13 protein-coding genes and 1 tRNA gene are annotated in these 22,991 nt (G+C 56.5%); 8 read left to right on the top strand and 6 right to left on the bottom strand.

Translation table 11 applies throughout. The features are described 5' to 3' along the window. Positions 1–2: 2 nt before the first annotated feature. The 6 genes from BLW11_RS18020 to BLW11_RS17995 form a co-directional block, all read right to left on the bottom strand. A complete protein-coding gene (locus BLW11_RS18020; RefSeq protein WP_048361481.1) occupies positions 3–1,109 on the bottom strand; it encodes an enoyl-CoA hydratase/isomerase family protein in 1,107 nt (368 codons plus the stop codon). Between the two features lie 148 nt (positions 1,110–1,257). Further along, positions 1,258–2,028 (bottom strand): 3-hydroxybutyrate dehydrogenase, encoded by a 771-nt coding sequence (gene hbdH, locus BLW11_RS18015; protein ID WP_048361482.1) that lies wholly within the window; start codon positions 2,026–2,028, stop codon positions 1,258–1,260. Between the two features lie 115 nt (positions 2,029–2,143). Continuing rightward, entirely contained in the window at positions 2,144–2,425 is a 282-nt protein-coding gene (locus BLW11_RS18010) for a peptidylprolyl isomerase (protein WP_016781241.1), read from the bottom strand. A gap of 128 nt (positions 2,426–2,553) precedes the next feature. Further along, positions 2,554–3,435 carry a lipase family alpha/beta hydrolase gene (locus BLW11_RS18005; protein WP_048361483.1) on the bottom strand — a complete coding sequence of 294 codons (882 nt, stop codon included), beginning with the start codon at positions 3,433–3,435 and terminating at the stop codon, positions 2,554–2,556. Positions 3,436–3,543: 108 nt separating this feature from the next. Further along, the gene (locus BLW11_RS18000) at positions 3,544–4,632 is read right to left on the bottom strand and encodes a 3-deoxy-7-phosphoheptulonate synthase (RefSeq protein ID WP_048361484.1); all 1,089 of its coding nucleotides are present in this window, start codon (positions 4,630–4,632) and stop codon (positions 3,544–3,546) included. Between the two features lie 708 nt (positions 4,633–5,340). Beyond that, positions 5,341–5,583 (bottom strand): DNA-binding protein, encoded by a 243-nt coding sequence (locus BLW11_RS17995; RefSeq protein WP_048361485.1) that lies wholly within the window; start codon positions 5,581–5,583, stop codon positions 5,341–5,343. A gap of 81 nt (positions 5,584–5,664) precedes the next feature. Between BLW11_RS17995 and BLW11_RS17990 the strand changes: the two genes are divergently transcribed. From BLW11_RS17990 to BLW11_RS17955, 8 genes are all read left to right on the top strand, one after another. Beyond that, complete coding sequence (locus tag BLW11_RS17990; protein WP_048361808.1) at positions 5,665–6,045, top strand: helix-turn-helix domain-containing protein; 381 nt, start codon at positions 5,665–5,667, stop codon at positions 6,043–6,045. A 115-nt stretch (positions 6,046–6,160) separates the two neighbouring features. Continuing rightward, positions 6,161–6,799, top strand: coding sequence for a response regulator transcription factor GacA (gene gacA, locus BLW11_RS17985; protein WP_019826343.1), 639 nt, complete (start codon positions 6,161–6,163; stop codon positions 6,797–6,799). A gap of 2 nt (positions 6,800–6,801) precedes the next feature. Then, positions 6,802–8,625, top strand: a complete 1,824-nt coding sequence (gene uvrC / locus BLW11_RS17980; RefSeq protein WP_048361486.1) for an excinuclease ABC subunit UvrC — start codon at positions 6,802–6,804, stop codon at positions 8,623–8,625. A 32-nt stretch (positions 8,626–8,657) separates the two neighbouring features. Next, a complete protein-coding gene (gene pgsA, locus BLW11_RS17975; protein ID WP_048361487.1) occupies positions 8,658–9,215 on the top strand; it encodes a CDP-diacylglycerol--glycerol-3-phosphate 3-phosphatidyltransferase in 558 nt (185 codons plus the stop codon). 66 nt (positions 9,216–9,281) lie between these two features. Next, positions 9,282–9,357, top strand: a tRNA-Gly gene (locus BLW11_RS17970). Between the two features lie 536 nt (positions 9,358–9,893). After that, positions 9,894–11,612, top strand: a complete 1,719-nt coding sequence (locus tag BLW11_RS17965) for a ShlB/FhaC/HecB family hemolysin secretion/activation protein (RefSeq protein ID WP_048361488.1) — start codon at positions 9,894–9,896, stop codon at positions 11,610–11,612. 30 nt (positions 11,613–11,642) lie between these two features. Next, a complete protein-coding gene (locus BLW11_RS17960; RefSeq protein WP_053069572.1) occupies positions 11,643–22,520 on the top strand; it encodes a two-partner secretion domain-containing protein in 10,878 nt (3,625 codons plus the stop codon). Continuing rightward, a complete protein-coding gene (locus tag BLW11_RS17955) occupies positions 22,520–22,990 on the top strand; it encodes a hypothetical protein (protein WP_048361489.1) in 471 nt (156 codons plus the stop codon). The genes BLW11_RS17960 and BLW11_RS17955 overlap by 1 nt, the downstream gene beginning before the upstream one ends. Position 22,991: the final 1 nt, after the last annotated feature.

The raw sequence follows: 22,991 nt of genomic DNA, 5'->3' as shown, positions 1-22,991 counted from the left end.
GCTCAGGCTCCCTTCGCGTTGAAGTCGGTGAAGAAACTGGCGACATGGGCCGGGTCGAGCGCGTCCAGGCTGGGCGGGTTCCAGTGCGGGGTTTTGTCCTTGTCGATAATCAGTGCGCGAACGCCTTCCATCAGGTCGCCACGGTCAAACCACTGGCGGTCCAGGTGCAGTTCCAGGGCGAAGCACTGTTCAAGGCTCAGCTCGCGGCCATGACGCAGTATTTGCAGGGTCACAGCCATTGCCAGTGGTGAGCGGGTTTGCAGCAGGTCAGCGGTTTCGTGGGCCCATTCGCGGGTGTTCGGGTCGCAGACGGCACGCAGGTGGGCGACGATGCGTGGCATGTCGACCTGGGAGAAAACGCTGTCGATCAGGGGTCGCAGCTTTGCCAGTGGCGGGTCGGGCAATACAGTGACTGCGAACGAAGCAATCAGCGTGGTCAGGTCATCAATGGGAGCATTTTGCCATTTGAGGGTGTCGAGGCACTGGTCCAGTTCAGGCAGTTTGCTGCTGTCCAGATAGCCGTCGGCCAGCCCGCAATACAGCGCATCGCTGGCGCGGATCTGCACGCCGCTGACACCCAGGTAGGTGCCCAGTTGGCCGGGTGTGCGGGTCAGGAAGTAGCTGCCGCCAACGTCAGGGAAGTAACCGATTGCCACTTCCGGCATTGCCAGCTTGCTGCGTTCAGTGACCAGACGCAGATTTGCACCTTGCACCAGCCCCATGCCGCCGCCCAGCACGAAGCCGTCCATCAGGGCGATCACGGGTTTGGCGTAGCGGTGCAGGGTCAGGTCGAGGGCGTATTCCTCTTCGAAGAACGCGGTGTGCAGGGTGTCGTTGTTTTGATAGCTGTCATACAGCGAGCGGATATCACCGCCGGCGCAGAAGGCTTTTTCCCCGGCGCCGCGCAGCACCACGGCCTTGACCTGAGGGTCTGTGGCCCAGGTATCGAGATGCTGCTGCAGGCTGCGAACCATCTCCAGGTTGATGGCATTGAGGCCGCTTGGCCGGTTCAGGGTCAGGTGGCCAACATGGTTGCGGACCTCGGCCAGAACCGAGTCCTGAATAAGTGCGACATCCGGTGTCGGTGAGGAGGAAACCTGAGCAGTCATCACTAACTCCCTGCTTTATATTATTTTTAGTGGGTGTTCACGGGCGAACGATAACTGATGCTAACAGTGCAAATTTGCCCATTACAACCCTGATAAGTGCAGGGTTGGTGTGCATATTTGCATGTATGGCATGCAGGAATGCGCGAACTTATTGCGCCAGCCAACCGCCGTCCACATTCCATGCGGCGCCGCGCACCTGGCTACCTGCCTCGCTGCATAAGAACAGCACCAGCTCGCCCAGTTGTGGCGGGGTTACGAACTCCAGGGAGGGTTGTTTTTCGGCCAGCAGATCGTGCTGCGCCTGATAGGGGTCAATGCCCTGGCTGATACGCTGATCAATCTGTTTTTGCACCAGTGGTGTAAGCACCCAGCCGGGGCAGATGGCGTTGCAGGTGATATTGCTGGTGGCGGTTTCCAGGCCGACGACTTTGGTCAGCCCGATCACACCGTGCTTGGCTGCCACATACGCGGCTTTGCCCACCGAACCCACCAGCCCGTGAACCGACGCGATATTGACGATGCGCCCCCAGCCGCGCTTGCGCATGCCGGGCAGGGTCAGGCGGGTGCTGTGGAACACGCTGGACAGGTTGATCGCGATAATGGAGTCCCAGCGCTCTACAGGGAACTCCTCAACACTGGCTACATGCTGGATGCCGGCATTGTTGACCAGAATGTCGATGCCGCCAAATTCACGCTCGGCATAGCTGATCATGTCGGCGATCTGGGCCGGGTCGCTGACATCGGCAGGGTGATGGCCAACTTTGACACCGAACTGTTCGATCTCGGCAATGACTTTGCTGGCATCGCCAAAGCCGTTAAGTATCAAGTCGGCGCCAGACCGGGCCAGGCTTTGGGCGATGCCCAGGCCGATGCCGCTGGTGGAACCGGTAACCAGAGCGGTTTTACCCTTAAGGCTCATATCCATTCCTCAGTACGATGGGTTCGTGACTGAGGAAACGTAGCACGTGGTTTGCAATTGCGGATACGAAACGGCCCACCAAAAGGTGGGCCGTTTTCACGCAGCGCGGGGAGGATTAGTCCTGGCGGCTGGTGACTTCCAGCAGGTGGTAGCCGAACTGGGTTTTAACCGGGCCCTGTACCACGTTGATTGGCGCGCTGAAAACGACGGTGTCGAATTCTTTAACCATCTGGCCTGGACCGAAAGAACCCAGGTCGCCGCCCTGACGGCTGGATGGGCAAGAAGAGTTTGCCTTGGCAACTTCGGCGAAATCAGCGCCGCCTTCGATTTGGGCTTTCAGTTCGTTGCACTTGTCTTCGGTGGCAACCAGGATGTGACGGGCAGTGGCTTTAGCCATGAGGGAGTACTCCTTTCAAGAAAGTGCCGAGCCTACCGGATTCATCAGGGTTTTTCTCGGCAAAAGTGCTGTTTCGGGTTTTTGCGGACTGGCGGATCACTGCCTGCCCGGGTGCTACCGGGCGGTTTTTATAAACCTTTATTTTTCAGAAGCTTGGCGTGTTCGACATAAAGCTCGACCGGATTGACGGTTTTTCTGCTCATGCGTGCCATCTGGTTGATGGTGTCAAGGTGGTCCAGGGGGTAGTCCGAGCGGATCACATGACCAAGGTGCGAGCTGAAGCGCCCGACCATTCCGTCATTCTCTTTGCTCTCTCGGGTAAAAAAGCTGCCGAATACCCGGCAGGCGTTGTGCAGAGGGTCGAGCAGGTTCAATGACTCCGACAGCCGTGAGCCTTTGATAATGCCGCTCCAAGAATAATAGAAAACATCATCCACCTGCTCGGGGCCCATCGCGCCCCAGGTTTCAGGCAGGCCCTGGGGGTATTTGAGGTTGAAGGCCGCGACGCCCTCGGTGGTCAAGGCATTGAGGGCGTTCAGTGCGTGCTGGGACAGGTGCGGGTGGCCGCTGAGGTTTGACAGGAATGCGCTGAATGCCGTGGTCAGTCTCGCAGCGACGGCTTCACCGAACTTTCCCGGGGCAAAGGCCTGACGCAAGCGGTCAGCCAGTTCCGAACCGTGGTTGGGGCCGCTGACAGACGTTACGGAGGCGACGGTTTCAGGGGCGATGGCTGCCACATAGCGCGCAGTCAGGGCGCCCTGGCTGTGGCCTATCAGGTTGACCCGCCGTGCGCCGGTCTGTTTGCGCAGGGCGAGAATTTGCTTGAGCAGCTGAACGCCACGTTCTTCATTGCCATTGGTTGCAGAAATAAACGGAATATAAACGCTGGCCCCACGGTAGTTGAGCGCTTCCTTGATGCCATTGAAATACTGGTGGGAGCCAATACGGTCGAATCCAAAAAGGCCGTGTATCAATAAAATCGGGTATTGCGTACTTGCAGAGTCATCCATGATCAATCTCGCCGGGTATTTTTAACTATAAAAACACCTTAGTCGAAATCGGCTTCGCGCAACCGCGGGCTTTGTCCGGATTGCGCTGAGGTTTGTCGAATGCGGTTGTCAGGCGATGGCGCGGGCAGTACAACGCTGCGCTTGCAGTTGGCGGGCTGCGTTGCGAAGCAGTCGCTCGGTTGCATCCCAGCCCAGGCAGCCGTCGGTCACGGAAACGCCGTAGCGCATGTTCGCGCTCAGAGGCTGGCAGCCTTCGAATAGATGGCTTTCGAGCATCATGCCAATCAGTGAATGATCACCTGCCAGGCGTTGTGCAAGCACATCGTTGAACACATCCGGCTGGCGCAGCGGGTCTTTGCCGCTGTTGGCATGGCTGCAGTCAACCATCAAGCGCGCGGGGATGGCGCTCTTTTCCAGCCCGGCGCGGGCCTTGGCCACACTGGCTTGGTCGTAGTTCGGGCCGCTGTGGCCGCCGCGCAGAACCAAATGGGTGTCGGGGTTACCGCGAGTTTCAACGATTGCCGGATGGCCCTGGCTATCCACGCCGAAGTGGCGATGGCTGTGTGCAGCAGAGCGCATGGCGTCACAGGCGATGGCGACGCCGCCGTCTGTACCGTTTTTGAACCCGACCGGCAGATCAAGGCCGCTGGCCATTTCGCGGTGGATTTGCGATTCGGTGGTGCGGGCACCAATGGCCACCCAGCCCAGCAGGTCGTCGAAGTATCCGGCTGCAATGGGTTGCAGCAACTCGGTTGCAACGGGCAGGCCCATGCGCAGCATTTCCAGCATCAGTTCGCGTGACAGGGTCAAGCCATGGGCCATGTCATCGCTGCCATCCAGGTGCGGGTCGTAGGCCAGGCCTTTCCAGCCCACCGTGGTGCGCGGTTTTTCGATGTAGGCACGCATGACCAGCAGCATGTCGTCGCGAACTTCGTGGGCCAGGGCAGCGAGATGGCTGGCGTATTCAAGTGCGGCGAGGGGGTCGTGGATAGAGCAGGGGCCGACAACAACCAGTAAACGGGAGTCTTCACCGTTCAGAATGGCGCGGATGGCCTGGCGCTGGCTGCTCACCTGTTCGCGAAGCTTGTCGCTCAGGGGCAGTTGCTGTTTGAGTTGCGCTGCGCTGGGCAGGCGACGGGTCGAAATCTTGGTAGTGGCAGTGTGTACGGCTGGCAGAGCTGAAACGGATGCGTTCATGGTGTGTGCTTCCTGGGCAGGCGGCGGGTTCTCCCGCGCGCTCAGCCCTACTGGGGTGTTCGACAATTGGCCAAACTGGCTGTGAGTGCTTGCGTGCCACCAATGTGGGTCCGTTCGGAGGCGGCAGGCTGTCCCGAACGGCGGCTGATAAATCGCCATGCAGTGCAAAGGTCGAAGCGGTAATAAGTGGCGTAGTTCATGGGGTAAATCCTCAAATTGATAATTGTCGGGGCCTGAAAAAACAAAACCCCCGATCGGGAAGCCGACCGGGGGTGAGAATTCTCTGGTAGGCGACCCCTAAGTAGTGGGCGCCGTGTGGGTATCAGGCGCGCCAGTGGCTAAACCAATACCCAAAATAAAATCGTGCAACGGAGTGCATGTTGTTCGCGCACACAGCTGCAGCCAGACGCGAATCGCGTGCGGTCTTGCAAATGTCTGTGGGGGCGTGATGCAACATGGGTTGTCTCCGATTGATGGATCGCAGCTTACTCGAGGCGAATGCACCTGTTCAATAAAAAAATACTATGCGGACTGGCCGTAAAGGCTATCGCCTGTACGTTTATAAGAGGAGGGCGGTATTTCTGCGGGGGCGTCCCGAACACTGGGGAGCCCTGTTTTCGGCCTTTCAGGCCCTGCAGCTGTACATGCAGCAATGGAGGAGAGCGGTCTGAATACTAAATCGGGAGTCACGACCGAATAGGTGCATACTCAAACGATCTCCTCACCTTTCATGTCTACCGAAAGTGTGGTCTGGGGGACGATGATGCCGTCCTTCATGCCCAGAAGAACCGCTACTTTGTGGGCTTCACCACGCTTCCCTTTTTTGCGCCCGGCGAGCACTTGATAAGTGGTAGCCGGGTCGACGCCATGTTCCCGAGCGAACTCTTGAACGGACTTTCCCTGGTGTTCCAGCCAAGCCTTGGCTTGTGCGGCAGTACGAATTCCGGTCATAGTTCAAAACCGTTCAAAGTTGTTTAATATTCATGGATTATACCATCCTTGCGGGTGTTTAAAATGGGATCCTACATCCAAATGAGTGGAATTGGTTTGCGCTTGCGCCAGGAAAGAGAGCGATTAGGTTTATCGCAGAAATCTTTTGGCGAAATTGGTGGCGTCGAGGCGAATGCCCAGGGCAAATATGAAAATGGCGATCGTGCGCCGAAGGCCGACTACCTCTCCCGCGTCGCAGTGCGTGGCGTGGATGTGCTTTATGTCTTGACGGGCACCCCTACGCCAACATTGATCGACAACCTCAGTCATATAGAAGAAAGGGTCCTGATCAGCTTCCGTGTACTGCACAAGGAAGATCAGGCCGCGATCCGCCGGTTGACCACGACCCTGGCCGAGTTCTCTGCGCCTCAATTGTTAAAAGAGCGCCTTGGACTTCAGAAACTCGATCCGGTCAAGGAATGAACCTTTACAGAATTTAACTTTTTAACGAGGATAGTTGACGCATGTCGGTAGGTTGGTTGAAGAGTTTTTGCTAAGGTGTCGGCAATCAAACAAGACCAATTTGCGAGGTGTCGACTTGATTCGGGTTCTAGTGGTCGATGATCACGATCTTGTGCGTACAGGGATCACACGAATGCTGGCCGATATCGAGGGTCTGCAAGTGGTCGGTCAAGCCGAGTCCGGTGAGGAATCACTGCTCAAGGCTCGTGAGTTGAAACCGGATGTAGTCCTGATGGATGTCAAAATGCCTGGCATCGGCGGCCTGGAGGCAACTCGCAAGATGATGCGCAGCCACCCGGACATCAAGGTGGTCGCCGTGACCGTGTGCGAAGAGGATCCTTTCCCGACGCGTTTGCTGCAAGCGGGCGCTGCGGGCTACATGACCAAAGGCGCAGGGCTGGCTGAAATGGTCCAGGCGATTCGCCTGGTGTTCGCCGGCCAGCGCTATATCAGCCCGCAGGTCGCCCAGCAATTGGCGCTTAAGTCCTTTCAGCCTGCCAGTGATTCCCCCTTTGATGCCTTGTCGGAGCGCGAAATCCAGATCGCGTTGATGATTGTCGGCTGTCAGAAGGTTCAGGTCATTTCAGACAAGCTGTGCTTGTCGCCCAAGACGGTCAACACCTACCGCTACCGTATTTACGAGAAGCTATCGGTCAAAAGTGATGTTGAACTGGCCTTGCTGGCTGTTCGCCACGGCATGGTTGATGCTGGTTGACGATGACTGACGTGTTCGATGCAAGTGCATTTCTTTCGACCTGCAGTGGTCGGCCTGGCGTGTATCGCATGTTCGACAGCAATGCGCGGCTGCTTTACGTGGGCAAGGCCAAGCACCTTAAAAAACGCCTGGCCAGCTACTTCCGCAAAACCGGACTGGCGCCCAAAACGGCTGCGCTTGTTGCCCGCATCGCGCAAATTGAAACCACCATTACCGCCAACGAAACCGAAGCGCTGTTGCTTGAACAGACGCTTATCAAGGAATGGCGCCCGCCGTACAACATCCTGCTGCGCGACGATAAGTCCTATCCGTATGTGTTTCTGTCCGACGGTGAATACCCGCGCCTGAGCATTCATCGCGGCGCCAAGAAGCAAAAAGGCAAATACTTCGGGCCTTACCCCAGTGCAGGGGCAATTCGGGAAAGTCTGAGCATCTTGCAGAAGACTTTTCTGGTGCGTCAGTGCGAAGACAGCTACTTCAAAAACAGAACGCGCCCTTGCTTGCAGTACCAGATCAAGCGCTGCAAAGCGCCCTGTGTCGGGCTTGTTGACCCAAAGGAGTATGCCGAGGACGTACGTCACTCGATCATGTTCCTTGAGGGGCGCAGTAGCGCGCTGACCGACGAGCTCAACAGTGCAATGGAGCAGGCCGCCAGTACCCTCGACTTTGAACGTGCCGCAGAGGTGCGTGACCAGATTTCCCTGCTGCGCCGGGTACAGGACCAGCAAAGCATGGAAGGCGGTACGGGGGACGTGGACGTGATTGCTGCGTTTGTGAACCCTGGCGGCGCCTGTGTGCATTTGATCAATGTGCGCGGCGGTCGGGTGTTGGGCAGCAAGAACTTCTTCCCTCAGGTCGGTATCGAAGAAGACGTGGCCGAAGTCATGGCGGCGTTTCTCGGGCAGTACTACATCAGCAGCCCCGAGCGCGACCTGCCAAGCGAACTGATCGTCAACGTGGAACACGAGAGCTTCGGGGCCATTATCGAGGCCATCGAAGAGCTGCGTGGCCGTGAGCTGGCGATCAGCTACCGGGTGCGCGGCACCCGGGCCCGATGGCAGCAGTTGGCCGTGACCAACGCCGAACAGGCCCTGGGGGCTCGCCTGGCCAACCGTCTGCATGTGGCGGCGCGCTTTGAGGCCCTGGCTCAAGTATTGAAGCTCGACGAGATTCCGCAGCGCCTGGAGTGCTACGACATCAGCCACTCCAGCGGCGAGGCAACGGTCGCGTCCTGCGTGGTGTTTGGCCCGGAAGGTCCGATCAAGTCGGACTACAGGCGTTTTAACATTGAGGGCGTCACCCCTGGCGACGACTATGCGGCCATGCACCAGGCGTTGATGCGCCGATTCAGCCGGCTTAAAGAGGGGGAGGGCAAGTTGCCCGACATCTTGCTGGTAGACGGGGGCAAGGGGCAGCTTTCAATGGCCCGTGATGTGCTCAATGAACTGGCCGTACCCGACCTGATTCTGCTTGGTGTCGCCAAGGGCGCGACCCGTAAAGCCGGTTTTGAAACCCTCTATTTGAATGACGCGGCCCATGAATTCACATTGAAAGGCGACTCGCCGGCCCTGCATTTGATCCAGCAGATCCGTGACGAAGCTCACCGTTTTGCCATTACCGGGCATCGCGCCCGCCGCGGCAAAACCCGTCGAACCTCAACCCTGGAAGGCATTGCAGGGGTAGGGCCGACCCGTCGCCGAGATTTATTGAAACATTTTGGTGGCTTACAGGAGCTGTCTCGTGCAAGCATCGAGGAGATCGCCAAAGCACCCGGGATCAGTAAAAAGCTCGCTGAGTTGATTTATGCAAACCTGCACAGCGAGTAGAATGCCACCTCACCTCGTAGCCAGTTGTGCCGATGAATATCCCTAATTTGATCACCGTACTACGCGTTCTACTTATTCCTTTCTTCATTCTGTTGTTCTACATGCCGTACAGCTGGAGTTATGTAGCCGCCAGCTCAGTCTTCGCATTTGCGGCGGCGACGGACTGGCTTGACGGGTATCTGGCCAGACGGCTGGAGCAAAGTACGCCTTTTGGCGCCTTTCTGGACCCGGTAGCTGACAAGCTGATGGTTGCCGTGGCGTTGGTTTTGCTGGTGCAAGAGCATCACAATGTGTGGTTGACCTTGCCGGCAGCGGTGATTATTGGCCGTGAAATTGTCATTTCCGCGTTGCGCGAGTGGATGGCAGAACTGGGTGCGCGAGCACAGGTTGCCGTATCGAACATGGGCAAATGGAAAACCGCGGCGCAAATGCTGGCCCTGATCATCCTGCTGGCCAACCCATCCGATTTCAGCTTCTGGGTTTTGGTGGGGTATGGGCTGTTGCTGGTGGCCGCCGGGTTGACCTTATGGTCGATGCTTCAGTACCTGCGGGCTGCCTGGCCGCATTTGAAGACAACCTCCGTAAAATAAATAAAACTTTTTGAATCAAGGGGTTGACGCATTCTTTTAAACCTATAGAATGCCCAGCACCAAGACGCGGGAATAGCTCAGTTGGTAGAGCACGACCTTGCCAAGGTCGGGGTCGCGAGTTCGAGTCTCGTTTCCCGCTCCAAATTATGGTTATGAGGGCATCAACTGAATTTCAGTTGCTCCCTTAAGCCTGTGAAAAGCGACCTTAGGGTCGCTTTTTTCGTTTGTGGAGTTCCATCAAGATCTCCCTCCAGCCCACGGAAAGTTGTACTGAATTCCGTCTTCTGAAATCGGCTGGCTCCCCCCCCAAAAAGACGACGTATGCAGGACGCTGGCTGATGACGCTGGCCCGGTCGACAGCTGAAAAATCACATAGGAAAAGCCCCGTAGCTGAAAAGCAACGGGGCTTTTTCGTTTCTGATTTTCGATTCAGGGCAACAGCCATGGTTTGAGTCAGCTCTGTGGCTTTGCGGGTGTCTTTGATTGTGTAGTGCATCACCCAAGGATTACCCGCAAGAACATTCTGTCCCTGCTTTCAGAACGGTCCTAAATACTTTTTAACCAAGAAAGTAAAAGATTCCGCCCTCGCTGGACCGCAGCAACTGCGCGGTCGTGCAAAGCGCAAAAAAGGCACTGGCTTGCTCACAGCCAAGTCAATGCGGCATGGACGGAATCAGCATGTTTAAATTTCTCCTTGGGAAGAGGTTGTTATCTTTGGTTTTGTTCGGTTGCCTGGCGGGACCGAGCTCTGCCGTGGCGGCCCCGCTACCGACACCGGGTGAGCAAGAGTTGATTCGTGATCGCCAAGAGCGATTGCTTGAAGAACAACGGCGCCGACTTGAAGAACTCCAGGCGTTACCGGGTAAAAAAGAGCCCCCCGCAACCCCGGTTGCCGCAACAGGCAGCCGCTGTTTTCCTGTTAAAACCATCGAAATCAAAGGCGCCGACAGCCTGTCCGCTGGTGAGCGCGAGGGTGTGCTCAAGCCTTACATCGGGCAGTGTCTTGGCGTAGCGCAACTTAACGAATTACTCAAAACCATCACTAACCTGTACATCGACAGGGGCCTGGTCACAAGTCGCGCTTATCTGCCGCAACAGGACTTGTCTAAAGGTTATCTGCAAGTGCTGGTGGTGGAAGGCAAGCTCGAAAGCTTCAAGAGCTCGGACAACAGTGGTCTGTCGAATCGCGAATTGGCCATGGTCTTTCCCGGACAGGATGGCAGTCAGCTTAATCTTCGAGAAATCGAGCAGGCGATTGATCAACTCAACCGCTTGCCTTCCAACAAGGCACAAATGGAACTGGCCCCCGGCAGTGAAGTGGGCGGCAGTACCGTGCTGGTGAAGAACGATCCGCAGCAGCTTTGGCGCGCTAGCCTGTCGCGTAACAATGACGGCCAAAAGAGTACCGGCGAGCAACAGTGGGGTACAGGTTTTGAATGGGACAGCCCGTTAGGCCTTGCGGATCAACTGGTTCTGCGCGGTGGGCATGACGCGCTCAGTGATCGCCTGAAAACCTCAAAGAACGCGATGCTTTATTACAACCTGCCATGGGGCTGGTGGAACTTCGCTTATACCTATAGCCAGAGTGGCTACCGTTCAGTCGTACAACTTAACGGCCATGGTTTTAAACAATCCGGGGACAGTGCAAACCATCAACTGCGTGCCGAGCGGGTGGTCCATCGCGACGCGATGAGTAAAACCTCCCTCAATACCGGTCTGGCGCATATGCGCTCCAATAACTACATCACAGATTCACGACTGCGCAACAGCAGCCACCGCCTCAGCGAATTTCAGGTTGGCATCAACCACGGCCGGCGCATCGCCAATGCCTTCGTCAACCTGGATGTCGGCATGCAAAACGGCATCGGAGCCTTTGATGCTCAAGGTAGTCACAACCTCAAGCGGGGCATGCCAAACGCCCGATACCGCAAATACACCGCGACCATCAGCTATTTGCATCCGCTCAAGCTATGGGGCGAGTCCTTCAGTTTTACCAGCATGGCCACCGGCCAACGCAGTGAGGATGTGCTGTTCAGCCCGCAACGCATGAGTTTGGGCGGTTCAGCCTCGGTGCGTGGTTACAAGGACCAACAGCTTTCCGGCGACAGCGGCGGTTATTGGCGCAACGACCTGCGCTGGTTGCGCCCGGTAACTCTGGACTGGCTGCGCCCGGTATTTACCGATTACGGCACCAGCCTCGGCTACGACCAGGGAGTGATACGCCACGGTCGCTACAGCCGGGAGCTAAGTGGTCGAGTCTCCAGCAATTCGCTGGAGCTGTTTGCCCGTGGCCGCAACCTCAGCGCCAGCGTGACCTTTGCCCACTCTCTGGAACGACCGGATGTGATCACCGAGCGCGAAGCACCGATCTATTTCCGTATGGATTTCTTCCTGTAATTCAACGCCTTGTTGCATCGAGAAACTGACATGGATGACCGTCTATTAGCCTTTTTGGCCCGCCAGCCTTCGGCGGCCATGCAACTCCGTGAGTCATTCTTGGGAATGCCAAAACGTGGACTGGCCTTTATTTTGGCCAACGCAATTTTCTGGCAGCCACTGCTGGTGCAGGCCGAAGGTATCGTCGTCAGCGGGCCAGGCACAAGCCTGGAAGCAGCGGGCAATGGCGTGCCCATCGTCAATATTGCTGCACCCAATGGCAGCGGCTTGTCGCACAACCAGTTCAGTGACTACAACGTCGGTGCCAATGGCCTGATCCTCAACAACGGTATCGACCGCACGCAATCGACCCAGTTGGGCGGAATCATCCTCGGCAACCCTAACCTGCATGGCAACGCTGCCAACATAATCCTCAACGAGGTGAACGGCGGCAGCCCCAGCCAGTTGCGCGGTTACACCGAAGTTGCGGGGCAATCGGCCAAGGTGATCGTGGCCAACCCGTACGGCATTACCTGTAATGGTTGTGGTTTTATCAATACTCCCAGCGTCACGCTCAGCACGGGCAAACCGGTCTTTGATAATGGTCGTCTTGATCATTATCAGGTCGATGGGGGCGCAGTGACCATCGACGGGCAGGGCTTGAACGCCAGTAACGTCGACCGCTTCGACATCATTACCCGCTCTGCGAAGATCAATGCTCAGATCAATGCGCGCAGTTTGACGGTGATTGCCGGTCGTAATGATGTCAACGCTCAGACCCTGAAAACCATTTCGCGCGCTGATGACGGCAGCGCCAGGCCGCAGTTGGCAATTGACTCCAGCGCCCTGGGCGGGATGTACGCGGGCGCAATCAAGCTGGTGGGCACCGAGGCCGGTGTCGGGGTGAGGCTGGCCGGTACGTTGGCGGCCAGTGGTGGCGATATTCAGCTTGATGCCAATGGGCATTTGAGTATGGCTCAGGCTTCGGCCAGTGGTGCTGTCAATATCAAAGCGGGGAGCCTCGATGCCCAAGGCATGGTTTACGCCGGAACCCACCTTGATGTGCAAGCCACTGCGGGATTGAACAATCAAAAAAGCCTAGCCGCTCGGGACAGCATTACGCTGAGCAGCGGCGGCCAGCTGACTAACGACGGCATCATCGAAGCCGGGGTCAACGCTGACAGTTCGCGCAATACAGATGGTGATGTGCACATCACCGCGCAGAATCTGACCAACACGAACGCGAGCATCATCGCCAGCCGTACCCTGACAACCAATGCCAAAACCCTGAACAACCAAGGCGGCACCTTGAATGCCGGGCAACTCGCCCGCATCCACGCAGGCTCTCTGGATAACCAGAACAAAGGGCGGGTTTTGAGTAACGGCAGTCTCGACCTCAAAGCCGATCGGTTGCTTAACAGCAAGGGCCTGGTTTCAGCCAGCAGCATTGACGCCCGGATCGGCAGTCTGGATAACCGCAATGGCATGCTCAATACCTTTGGTGCGCTGAGTTTGAGCGTTGACGGCACAGTGCAAAACCAGAGTGGTGTGGTGGTGGCTGACGGGAATGCACATGTCACCGCCGCCAGCCTCGACAACAGCAGCGGCCAGATTTCCAGCAAACAGAACCTCAAGGTTCAGGTGCAGGGACTCAACAACCAGAATGGTCAACTGATCGGCCAAGGTGTTGTCCACTTGGCCAGCAACACCCTGGATAACCGCCAGAGCGGTCTGGTCGGCGGCACCCAAGGGGTGCGGCTTGATGTGGCAGATATCGATAACCGCGGTGGCGAAGTCACGAGCCTGGCCGGCGTGACGTTGACCGGTGATCGTCTGGACAATAGAGGTGGCAAGCTCTCCAGCCAAAAAGACAGCAGGCTTGCCTTCAGCGCAGGTATAGAAAATAGCCAGGGTCTGATCAGCACTGAAGGTTTGTTAAGCATTTCGGCAGCGACTCTGGTTAACCGTCTGGGCAGCCTGTCCACTGGCGGCCCACTCAGTATCACCACCATAGGTGCCCTGGAAAACCGGGGAGGAAGCCTGGTAACCAACGCCGGTCTGGACGTGCGCAGCGCCAGTCTCGATAACAGCGAGAAGGGCACCCTGAGTGCCCGGCAGGCTCTACAGATCACTACCGGTCTGCTGAATAACCAGGGCGGCAGCATCAATACGGCCGATACCCTTGCTATCACGGCGGGTGAATTGAACAACCGTGACGCCAGCATCGTTAGCGCCAAAGCCCTGACCGCCAGCATTAAGGGACTGAGCCAGCAGGGCGGGCAACTGACCAGTAATACCGCACTCACCCTGGACCTCAATAACGGTCAGCTCAACAACGAGGGCGGCCTGATCAACGGGCCACTGCTGGTGCTGAAAAATCTCAAGGACGTCAATAACCGGGGTGGCGAAATCTCCAGTCGCCAAGGCTTTGCCTTGATGGCGGACAACCTCGATAACAGCAGTGGTCAGCTCCTGAGTGATGACGCGCTGACTCTGCGTATTACTCAGGCGCTGACCAACATCAAAGGCCTGATCGCCGCTGCGACGGTGGATGGGCGAGCGGCAAACCTCGACAACAGCTCCGGCTCCCTGGCCAGCCTTGGCGATCTGAAGCTGGATGTTCAGGGCCTGCTGAGCAACCGGCAGCAGGGTGTTATCGAAGCGGGCAACACCCTGACGGCCAACAGTGGCGAGTTGAACAACCAAAAGGGTTCGTTGCTGGGCAAGGCCATCACACTGGACTTCGGTGCCGCAACGGGCGACCTGAACAACGCTGGCGGCCTGATCACCACCAAAGGTCCCTTGATCCTCAAGCATCTGCGTGACCTGAACAACGGTGGCGGCGAAATTTCCACGACGCAAAGCCTTGGCCTGAGTGGCCGCAACCTCGATAACAGTACCGGCAAGCTGATCAGCAACAACCTGTTGGCCATCAATGGCGACAGCCTGCTCAATCAGGGCGGGCTGATCTCCGGCTGGCAGGGCTTGAGTGTCACCGGTACAACGCTCGACAACCGAAACAGCGGCAAGCTGTCCAGCCTTTACGGCAACCTTGACGTACACCTCAGCTCCAGCCTCCTTAACAGCGGTACAGGTGCTTTGGTCAGTCAAAAAAAACTGACCATTACAGCGGCCGATCTGGACAACAGCGATAAGGGCAATTTAACCAGTGCGGGCGCCCAAACCCTTCACGTCAGTGGTTTGCTGAACAATGCTCAGGGAGGTGTGATCGACAGTGGCGCGGCTCTAGACCTGAGCGCGCATGACCTCGACAACAGCGCTGGCAGCATCAAGGGAGCCACCGCCACAACCCTCGACCTGCCTGGCACCTTGACCAACACCCTCGGCAAACTGTCCAGTGGCGGCCCGCTGCTGATCCAGAGGGCGGCGCAGATCGACAACCAGGGCGGTGAACTGGTCAGCAGGAGCTTGCTGACCCTGTTGACTGCTGGGCTGGACAACCGCAATCGCGGCACAGTCGCGGCAGATGGCAAGTTAGACATTAGCGTCAGTGGCCTGGTGCAAAACAGCGATGATGGCCTGATTTACAGCCAGGACGCCGACCTGGAACTCACCGCGAACCGCCTGGACAACGCTCAGGGCAAGGTGCAAAGCAAGACTCGCCTGGATCTGGACATTGCCGATGATCTTGATAACCAGAACGGCAAACTGATCGCCCAAAACGGTGATCTGCACCTCAAAGCAGCCAACCTGGACAACCGGAGTGGCGAACTGGCTAGCCTCAAGGCTGACCTCGATGTTCGCGTAGTCGGCGTACTGCGCAACGGTTTGGCTGGTGTTGTCCAAGGCCAGCGTCTGAATCTGATCGCGAGCAGTGTCGATAACGTTGGCGGGCGTATCGCCGCGCTAACGGGGGATACCTTCATTGCCTCCGGCGCTTTCGATAATCGCGACGGTAGCCTCTTTGCCAAAAGCTCGTTGAGCGTTACCGGCAACTTCTTTGATAACGGCGGCGAGGTGGGCGGACGTTTGGCTGCACAGCAAGTCAGCTTCGATCTGAGCGGCGACCTGAACAACCATAAAGGCATCATTGAAAGTGCCAGCACCCTCAATGTCAGAGCCGCCAGTTTGGATAACCGGGCAGGGCAAGTGCGTACGCTGGAAACCAGCGGCAGTACCCTGTTTCAGATCGGCGGGTTGCTTGATAACCGCAACGGCACCCTTGAGAGTGCCAACACTGACTTGACGTTGCTCGCGGGCAGTTTCCAGAACGCTGGCGGCAATGTACTGCATTCAGGCAGCGGCACCTTCGCCATTGATCCCTCGCTCCTCGACAACGTGGGTGGCAGTTTGGTGAGCCGAGGCGGCTTGACCCTCAACCGGGATGTCTGGACCAACAGCAGCGTCATTCAGGCTGCGCGGCTGACAGTCAACGTCAATAGTCTCAATCAAACCGCCAGCGGCCAGTTGCTCGCTTCCGACCACTTTGACGGCACTGGCGCAAATTGGTCCAACGACGGTTTGCTCGCCAGTGACGCCAAACTGCGACTGAACCTCGATGGTACATACTCGGCCAGTGGCCGGATCAGCAGCCTTGGGACACTTGACCTAGGTGCTGCGCACCTGAACCTCAGCGAAGCCGCCACTCTGGCCGGTGGTGGTGATACCCGGGTCACTTTGGCGGGGCAGTTGAACAGCGCCGGGCGCCTGACCTCTGCGACGGATCTGAACCTGATTGCCAGTGATTTGATCAATACCGGCACTTTGGGCGCGGGGAACAGGCTGACAGTCAATACCGACACACTACTCAACCGAGATGGCCTGATTTTCAGCGGCGGCGACATGCAGTTGCTGGCTTCCAGCGTCACCAATGCCTATGCACAGGTCTATGCCCTGGGTGATGTACTGATCGCCAGAGACGCGGGCCAGACCAAAGCCGATTTACTGGATAACCGCTCGGGCAATATCGAGAGCGCGAAGAACCTCACCATCAGCGCCATGACCGTCAACAACGTCAGGGATGTGCTTGAGTACTCGGCCCATGAAAAAAGCTCGGTGACCGTTACCGAGCTTGATTGCAATGCTATCCCCATCGCGGGCTGTGACTTCCGCAGTGGCGGCCGTCGTAATGGCTTGTGGCGAATTGATGAAATCGACAGCCTGAAAATTACCCGCAGCACGCTTGCGTCAATGCTGAGCAGTGGCGCTGATCTAGAGATTAACGCCCATACACTCAATAACCAGAGCAGTACTATCGCTGCCACAGGCAACCTGACCGCCAACGCGGACACCATCAACAACCAGGGGGTGCAAGGGCAGGAGATCAAGACCACCCGCACTTACTGGAACTATGTCACACAGATTTTTGCAGCAGTTCCGGCGGCAGCCCACTTCAATGCCAAGAACAGCCCGACGCCTTCGGCCACTGTTGAAGCAGACCTGAGCTACTTTCTTGGCCTGTTGGGCGGCGGCAAACTCTCGCACACCACCAGTACCCGGAACATCGAGGGTCAGTCCTACGACGCCATCATCCAGGCCGGTGGCAGCGTCAACCTCAATGCCGGGCAGAACATCAACAACAGCGTTGTTCGGCCTTTTTACGCCTACGTTGCTGCCGGCCACACGCCAACCGAAACGGGCGTAGGGAGTGGCTACTCAACGCCGATTCACATCAACTCCCAGTTGCCACCTGATATGGCACAACAACAAGTCAATCCGGTGGGGCTACCCGGTTTTAACTTGCCTGAGGGCCAGAACGGGCTGTTCCGTCTGAGTGCACAAGACAGCAGCACTCCTGCAACCGACGGTCCGCAGAGCTGGAGCCTTGGCGGCTCCAGCGTCACCACGGTGGATCGCTCGCCCACCCCCCCGGTCGACCTCGGGGCCATAGCAGGCTCAGCAACCATAGTCGACGGCCAGACCATCAACCGCGTACAAGGCTTGCCTGACGCAAACACGGCTTCCCGTCCGCACAAGTACCTGATCGAAACCAATCCGGCACTGACCAATCTCAAGCAATTCATGGGGTCGGATTACTTGCTGTCGAAACTGGGCTACGACCCGGACCAGAGCCAGAAACGTCTGGGTGATGGTTTCTATGAACAACGCCTGATCCAGCAAGCCGTTATCGCCCGTACTGGCCAACGCTTTATCGATGGCCAGACCAGCGACGCGTCGACGTTCAAATACCTGATGGACAACGCCATCGCCAGCAAACAGGCGCTCAACCTGTCCGTGGGTATCACCCTCACAAGCGAACAGGTCGCTGCCCTGACCCATGACATTGTCTGGCTCGAAAACGCCACGATCAATGACCAGCAAGTCCTGGTTCCGGTGTTGTACCTGGCCCAGGCCAACAATCGGCTCGCTCCCAACGGCGCATTGATTGCCGGTAACGACGTCAACCTGATCGCAGGTAAAGACCTCAACAACGTTGGCACCCTGCGCGCCACCGAAAATCTCTTGGCCAGCGCGGGCAACAACCTCGTAAACAGCGGCCTGATTGATGCCGGCAACCGCCTCGACTTGCTGACGGGCAACAACCTGTCCAACAAGGCAGGCGGCATCATTGCCGGGCGCGACATCAGCCTGACGGCCAGCGGCGGTGATGTGCTCAATGAACGCACCGTCACCAGCCATAACAGCAGTAATGGCTATCGCACGGAACGTACTGACTTCGTGGACAACGCCGCCCGCATCGAAGCGGCGAACAGCCTGTCCCTGCAAGCCGGGCGCGATGTCAACAGTATCGGTAGCCTGATCAAAAGTGGCGCAGACACCACCATCAAGGCGGGTCGTGACGTCAACCTTGTTGCCTCAGAACAGCGCAACAGCCAGATCGCCGGCACATTGTTCCGTGGCGACAGCACCACCCAATACGGCTCGGTCATCGAGGCGGGCCGAGACTTCCAGATCGTTGCTGCGCGCGACATCAGTGCCATCGCCAGCCAGATTCATGCCGCTCGTGACATCGCCATGGCCGCCACCGGTGACCTGACCCTGGCCTCGGCGGCGAACGAGCAACACAGCTCACTCAATACCAAAAAAGTCAAAACCCGGGACGACCATGTCAGCCAGGTATCGACCACGGTCAAGGCCGGAGGCGATGTGACGTTGAGCGCCGGGCAGGACTTGGCGCTGATTGCCAGCCGGGTGGAGGCCGGTGGTGAGGCTTATCTGGTTGCGGGTGGGAATCTTGAACTCAAATCTGCAGAAGAGCAGGACTACAGCTTCTACAGCAAGACCAAAAAAAGCTCATCCGGAAAATCCTATCGCCTTAACGAAACCGATACCCAGACCAACGTAGGCAGCCTGGTTACTTCGGTTGGGAACAGCACATTGATGGCTGGCGACGATTTACTGATGCAAGGCAGCGGGGTTAATGCCGAGAAAGGTGCTGCCAAATTGATAGCGGGCAACGATATCCAGATCCTTGCCGTCAGCGATTCCAGCAGTGCGAGACTCGAGACCAGTAAAAGCAAAAGCAGTTGGGGTGGACTGAACTCAAGCAAGGTTAAGGACAAGGTCAATGAAACCAGCACCACATCTGTGGGAAGCATGGTTTCGGGTGACACGGTGAGCGTGGCTGCCGGGATAGACGTCAAAGTAACAGGCTCGGCGCTGGTCAGTACCGATGATCTGGTTGTTCAAGCCGGGCGTGATCTGACCGTTGATGCAGCAGTAAATACTTTCTCCCGAACCGAGATGCACAAGGAGAAAAAACGCGACCTGACAGGCGTTCTGACCGGAAACAACCTTGGGCTGGATGACATTACCGGTAATCAGCACCTGTCTATCAGCAGTCAAAAGCATAACGGTACAGCTCAGGAGACGACCCTGACTGGCAGCACCATTGGTTCCAGCAATGGCAACCTGACGTTAGTCGCCGGGCGTGAGCTGACTGTGTATGCCAGCGATGTAGTCAGCACCAGGGACATGAGTCTGAGCGGTTCCAACGTCACCATCGCCGCCGGTAACGAAACCGCGCATCAGACCACCAAAAACAGTTCCAAGAGCCTGGCCGTTGGCCGGGTAGTAGGGGGTATGGCGGTCGATACGGTCAACAGCATTCGTAACGACATAAGGGCTTCGCAGGAGGCTGACGACAGTCGTCTCAAGGCAGTCAAAGGAGCGCAAGCGCTGCTCTCGGCTTACAGCGCAGTCGACAACATGGACACCAGTGCGGCTAGCGTGTCAGAAGGTAAACCCGCCAATAGTGGCGGCTCGGTGATTAAAATCGGCACCGAGTTGGCCTCAACGAACAAGAAAAGCAGCAGCGATTACAGAACCGAAACCGTCAAGCAATCAACCCTCAACAGTGGTGGCAGCCTGGCCATTGTCGCTACGGGCAATGCACCAGACACCCAGGGTGATATTCACGTAATTGGCAGCAGTATCAAGGCCGGTGACACCTTGTTAATGGCGCAGAATGACATCATTCTGGAAAGCGCCCAGGAGAGAAAAAAGTGGGACAACCAGAGTAAGAACGACAAAACCAGTATTGGCGTCAGCTTCAATCTGGGCGAGCAATCAGGCTTCACCCTCGACCTTGGCGCACAAGTGGCCAAGGGCATGGGCAAAGGCCATGAAGTCAACCAGGTCAACAGTACGGTAGACACTGGGCTTCTGGTGCTCAAAAGCGGTCAGAACACGACGCTGGCTGGCGCTCAGGTTCGGGCGGATGCCATTAAGGCTGATATCGCTGGCAACCTGAACATGGCCTCACGTCAGGATCAAGCCAGCCAGAACAACAAGCAAACCAGCGGCGGCATGGGCGCGAGCATCTGTGTGCCACCCTTCTGTGTAGGCGCCCCGGTATCGGGCTCCGTCAACATCGCTGGAAGCAAAATGAACAGCGATTATCAGGCAGTGGCCGATCAAACGGGTCTGTCTGCGGGTAAAGGTGGTTACGACATCAATGTCGGTAAAAACACCACGCTTCAAGGCGCTGTGATTGCCAGCGATGCAACGGCAGACAAAAACCACCTCAGCACTGATCGGCTATTGGTCGGTGACATCAAAAACAAAAGCGAAATAAAAAGTCAGGCCGGGAGTTTGAGCTATTCAGGGGCCATGGAAGGAGAAGGGGTTGATGCCCGCTCGGGCGTAGGTGGCGCAATGCCGGTGCTGCTCAAAGATTCCGACAAGAGTAAAACTCGAAGCGCAATCAGCGAAGGCACCATCACCGTACGTAACCCTGATGGCGCCAATGATCTGGCAGGGCTGAACCGCGATACAGCCAACGCCAATCAGCATCTGGATCGGCCTGACGAAAAGGCCATGCAAGAACGTATTGACCTCATTCAAAGCTCGGCGCAGTTGTCCAGCAGCGTGATTAATACCGTGGCGAAAGCCAAGGCCGACGCGGCCGCCAAGCTGGCCAATGAGGCGACTACCCCAGAGCAAAAACAAGCGGCTGTAATCGCACTTGAAGACGCCAAGAGCTGGCAGGTCGGAGGCGATAAACGGCTGATGGCTGATATCGCATCGGGCCTGATCGCTGCAGGCCTGGGCGGGGCAACAGGGAGCACCGCTGTTGGGATTGTTGCTAACACGTCGTCCAATGAAATATTCAACAAAATCGGCGATTTCGCGACGGAACAACGAGATAAGGCCACTGACAGTGCGGTCAAGGCTGCCTGGGGTGAAGGTGGTGCAGCACGCATTTTGCTGCATGCCTTGGCAGGTGCGGCGATTGGTTTGTCGAGCGGTAGTGCGCAAAGCGGGGCGTTGGGGGCTGTGGCGTCAGCGGCTTTGATGCCGTCCATTGGTCAAGCACTGGCTGGCAGTGGGTTGTCAAAAAAGGAACAGGATGTAGTCGCTTCATTGATTGCGACTGGAGTTGGAACTGCGGCCGGATCTGTTAATGGTGCAGGCGGTGCGGTTGTCGCTGGAGGGGCTGGATTTGGAGTTGAGGCTTTTAATCGGCAGTTGCACAAGCAACAAGAAGTTCCAGTTCTGGAGAAAAAGGCTGAAGAGCTATACAAAACCTTAGGAATGCCTAGGTCTAGTGCTCTTTGGTTAGATTTGTTGATGATTGCTGCTGGTGGCGCCGTGGATGCTGCCGACGAAGCACGTTTGAACGGGTTGGTATTGCAATCAAAAGGTAATGATCCCGAGTCCCGAAATTTTACCGATGACTTGAGTGTTGCCAAAGGCATTGTTGCCCAGTTGGCGGCACAGAAAATCCCTTTGAATTGGAGTGATGGAAGCCAAATCATTGCGAATGGCGAGAAAGTCTTCGCGTTCAGAGCAACCGAAAAGCAGTTCAATGATTCTACGCTGTTCAATACGTCGGTTTTACACGGCCAAGGAGTGGTGTATGACCAGTGGCGGCAGTACGGTCAGGAGCAAACCGGGGAACACTCGAAGGAGATTGGTCAGCTATCGAGCTCTGAATCAAGTATAAAAGCGGCGACCCAGCGTTTGTCGGATTTGGCAGGGAAAGGGATCACAACAATCGCGCCCGAACTCGATGCTGCTATGCTGTTGATGCCTGCAGGTCAGGGCGCTAAGGTGGTTGTTGAGGCGATTCTGGCTAAAGTCGCGGCTGGGAAGGCTGCTGGTGTTGGTGCAAAAGGGGAAGTGTCCGGTCTTCTTCCGAAACCTGGTGCTACATCTATTCCTGCAAGTGGCTTAGGTGCTGGTGCAGCATTTAAGGTAGATTCGAAGCAGCTAGGTAAAAAGCTCGGTAAGCACGTTGAAGATTTCGGCGGCAACGCGGCTAGCCCAGCAGATCGTAAAATGGTACTTGATAAAATTCATGACGTTGGGAGTAACCCTGAAAAAGTAATCCCTGGGACTTTTGCTGGGCAAGGAGCAAATGGCGCACGGGGTGATGTTTTTTTCAGAGTTAAGGGTAATGATGTGGTTGTTACCAAGCCTGATGGAACATTCGTTACTATCCTGAAGGATGGGGTAACTCAGAATCCATCTGTACAGAGCGCATTGAAGGGAGGCGTCAGGTAATGAACTTTTCTGAACTTATGATTGCCTGGCTGTTAACAGTGCTCGGGAAGAAACTACTGTCAGTAAATGCTCTATTCCATGTGTTCTCTTCCGAGAGGGATTCTGCCCCTCAAGAGGTTGGCCTTATATTTGAAACTTCTGAAGTTGGGAAACTCTATGGTGGGCCTGATGGTGCGTCTATCTGTTTTTCTTTGAATCCGATTTCAAGCTGCGATCTAGGCGAATACGGTAGGCAAGAAGTTTTTTGTATTTCTGGTGAGCTTTATTTCTCCGATGTTGTAGGAAGGAGGTTAGTGTCAGCATCACTTGTGCAGTCCTTAGCAGAAGACGTAGTGATAGGCGTTGCTCTCTCGTTTGATAACGGCTTTTGCCTATCCATTTTGAACTTAGGTGATGAACTTTTTATCTATGATGAGATCCCAGAGGAAATAGTGATCAGTGAGGGGGTGAGCCTTACCTCTGTGAGTTAAT

The sequence above is a fragment of the Pseudomonas deceptionensis genome, from assembly GCF_900106095.1.
GTDB classification, from domain to species: Bacteria; Pseudomonadota; Gammaproteobacteria; order Pseudomonadales; family Pseudomonadaceae; genus Aquipseudomonas; species Aquipseudomonas deceptionensis.
The sequence above is the reverse complement of the archived record's forward strand: the minus strand, read 5'-3'. Positions and strand labels throughout refer to the sequence as shown.

Excerpts from the sequence above, each read along its gene's own strand:
- BLW11_RS18020 (WP_048361481.1), bottom strand. The coding sequence starts at position 1,109 with ATGACTGCTCAGGTTTCCTCCTCACCGACACCGGATGTCGCACTTATT.
- hbdH (WP_048361482.1), bottom strand. The coding sequence starts at position 2,028 with ATGAGCCTTAAGGGTAAAACCGCTCTGGTTACCGGTTCCACCAGCGGC.
- BLW11_RS18010 (WP_016781241.1), bottom strand. The coding sequence starts at position 2,425 with ATGGCTAAAGCCACTGCCCGTCACATCCTGGTTGCCACCGAAGACAAG.
- BLW11_RS18005 (WP_048361483.1), bottom strand. The coding sequence starts at position 3,435 with ATGGATGACTCTGCAAGTACGCAATACCCGATTTTATTGATACACGGC.
- BLW11_RS18000 (WP_048361484.1), bottom strand. The coding sequence starts at position 4,632 with ATGAACGCATCCGTTTCAGCTCTGCCAGCCGTACACACTGCCACTACC.
- BLW11_RS17995 (WP_048361485.1), bottom strand. The coding sequence starts at position 5,583 with ATGACCGGAATTCGTACTGCCGCACAAGCCAAGGCTTGGCTGGAACAC.
- BLW11_RS17990 (WP_048361808.1), top strand. The coding sequence starts at position 5,665 with ATGAGTGGAATTGGTTTGCGCTTGCGCCAGGAAAGAGAGCGATTAGGT.
- uvrC (WP_048361486.1), top strand. The coding sequence starts at position 6,802 with ATGACTGACGTGTTCGATGCAAGTGCATTTCTTTCGACCTGCAGTGGT.
- pgsA (WP_048361487.1), top strand. The coding sequence starts at position 8,658 with ATGAATATCCCTAATTTGATCACCGTACTACGCGTTCTACTTATTCCT.
- BLW11_RS17965 (WP_048361488.1), top strand. The coding sequence starts at position 9,894 with ATGTTTAAATTTCTCCTTGGGAAGAGGTTGTTATCTTTGGTTTTGTTC.
- BLW11_RS17960 (WP_053069572.1), top strand. The coding sequence starts at position 11,643 with ATGGATGACCGTCTATTAGCCTTTTTGGCCCGCCAGCCTTCGGCGGCC.
- BLW11_RS17955 (WP_048361489.1), top strand. The coding sequence starts at position 22,520 with ATGAACTTTTCTGAACTTATGATTGCCTGGCTGTTAACAGTGCTCGGG.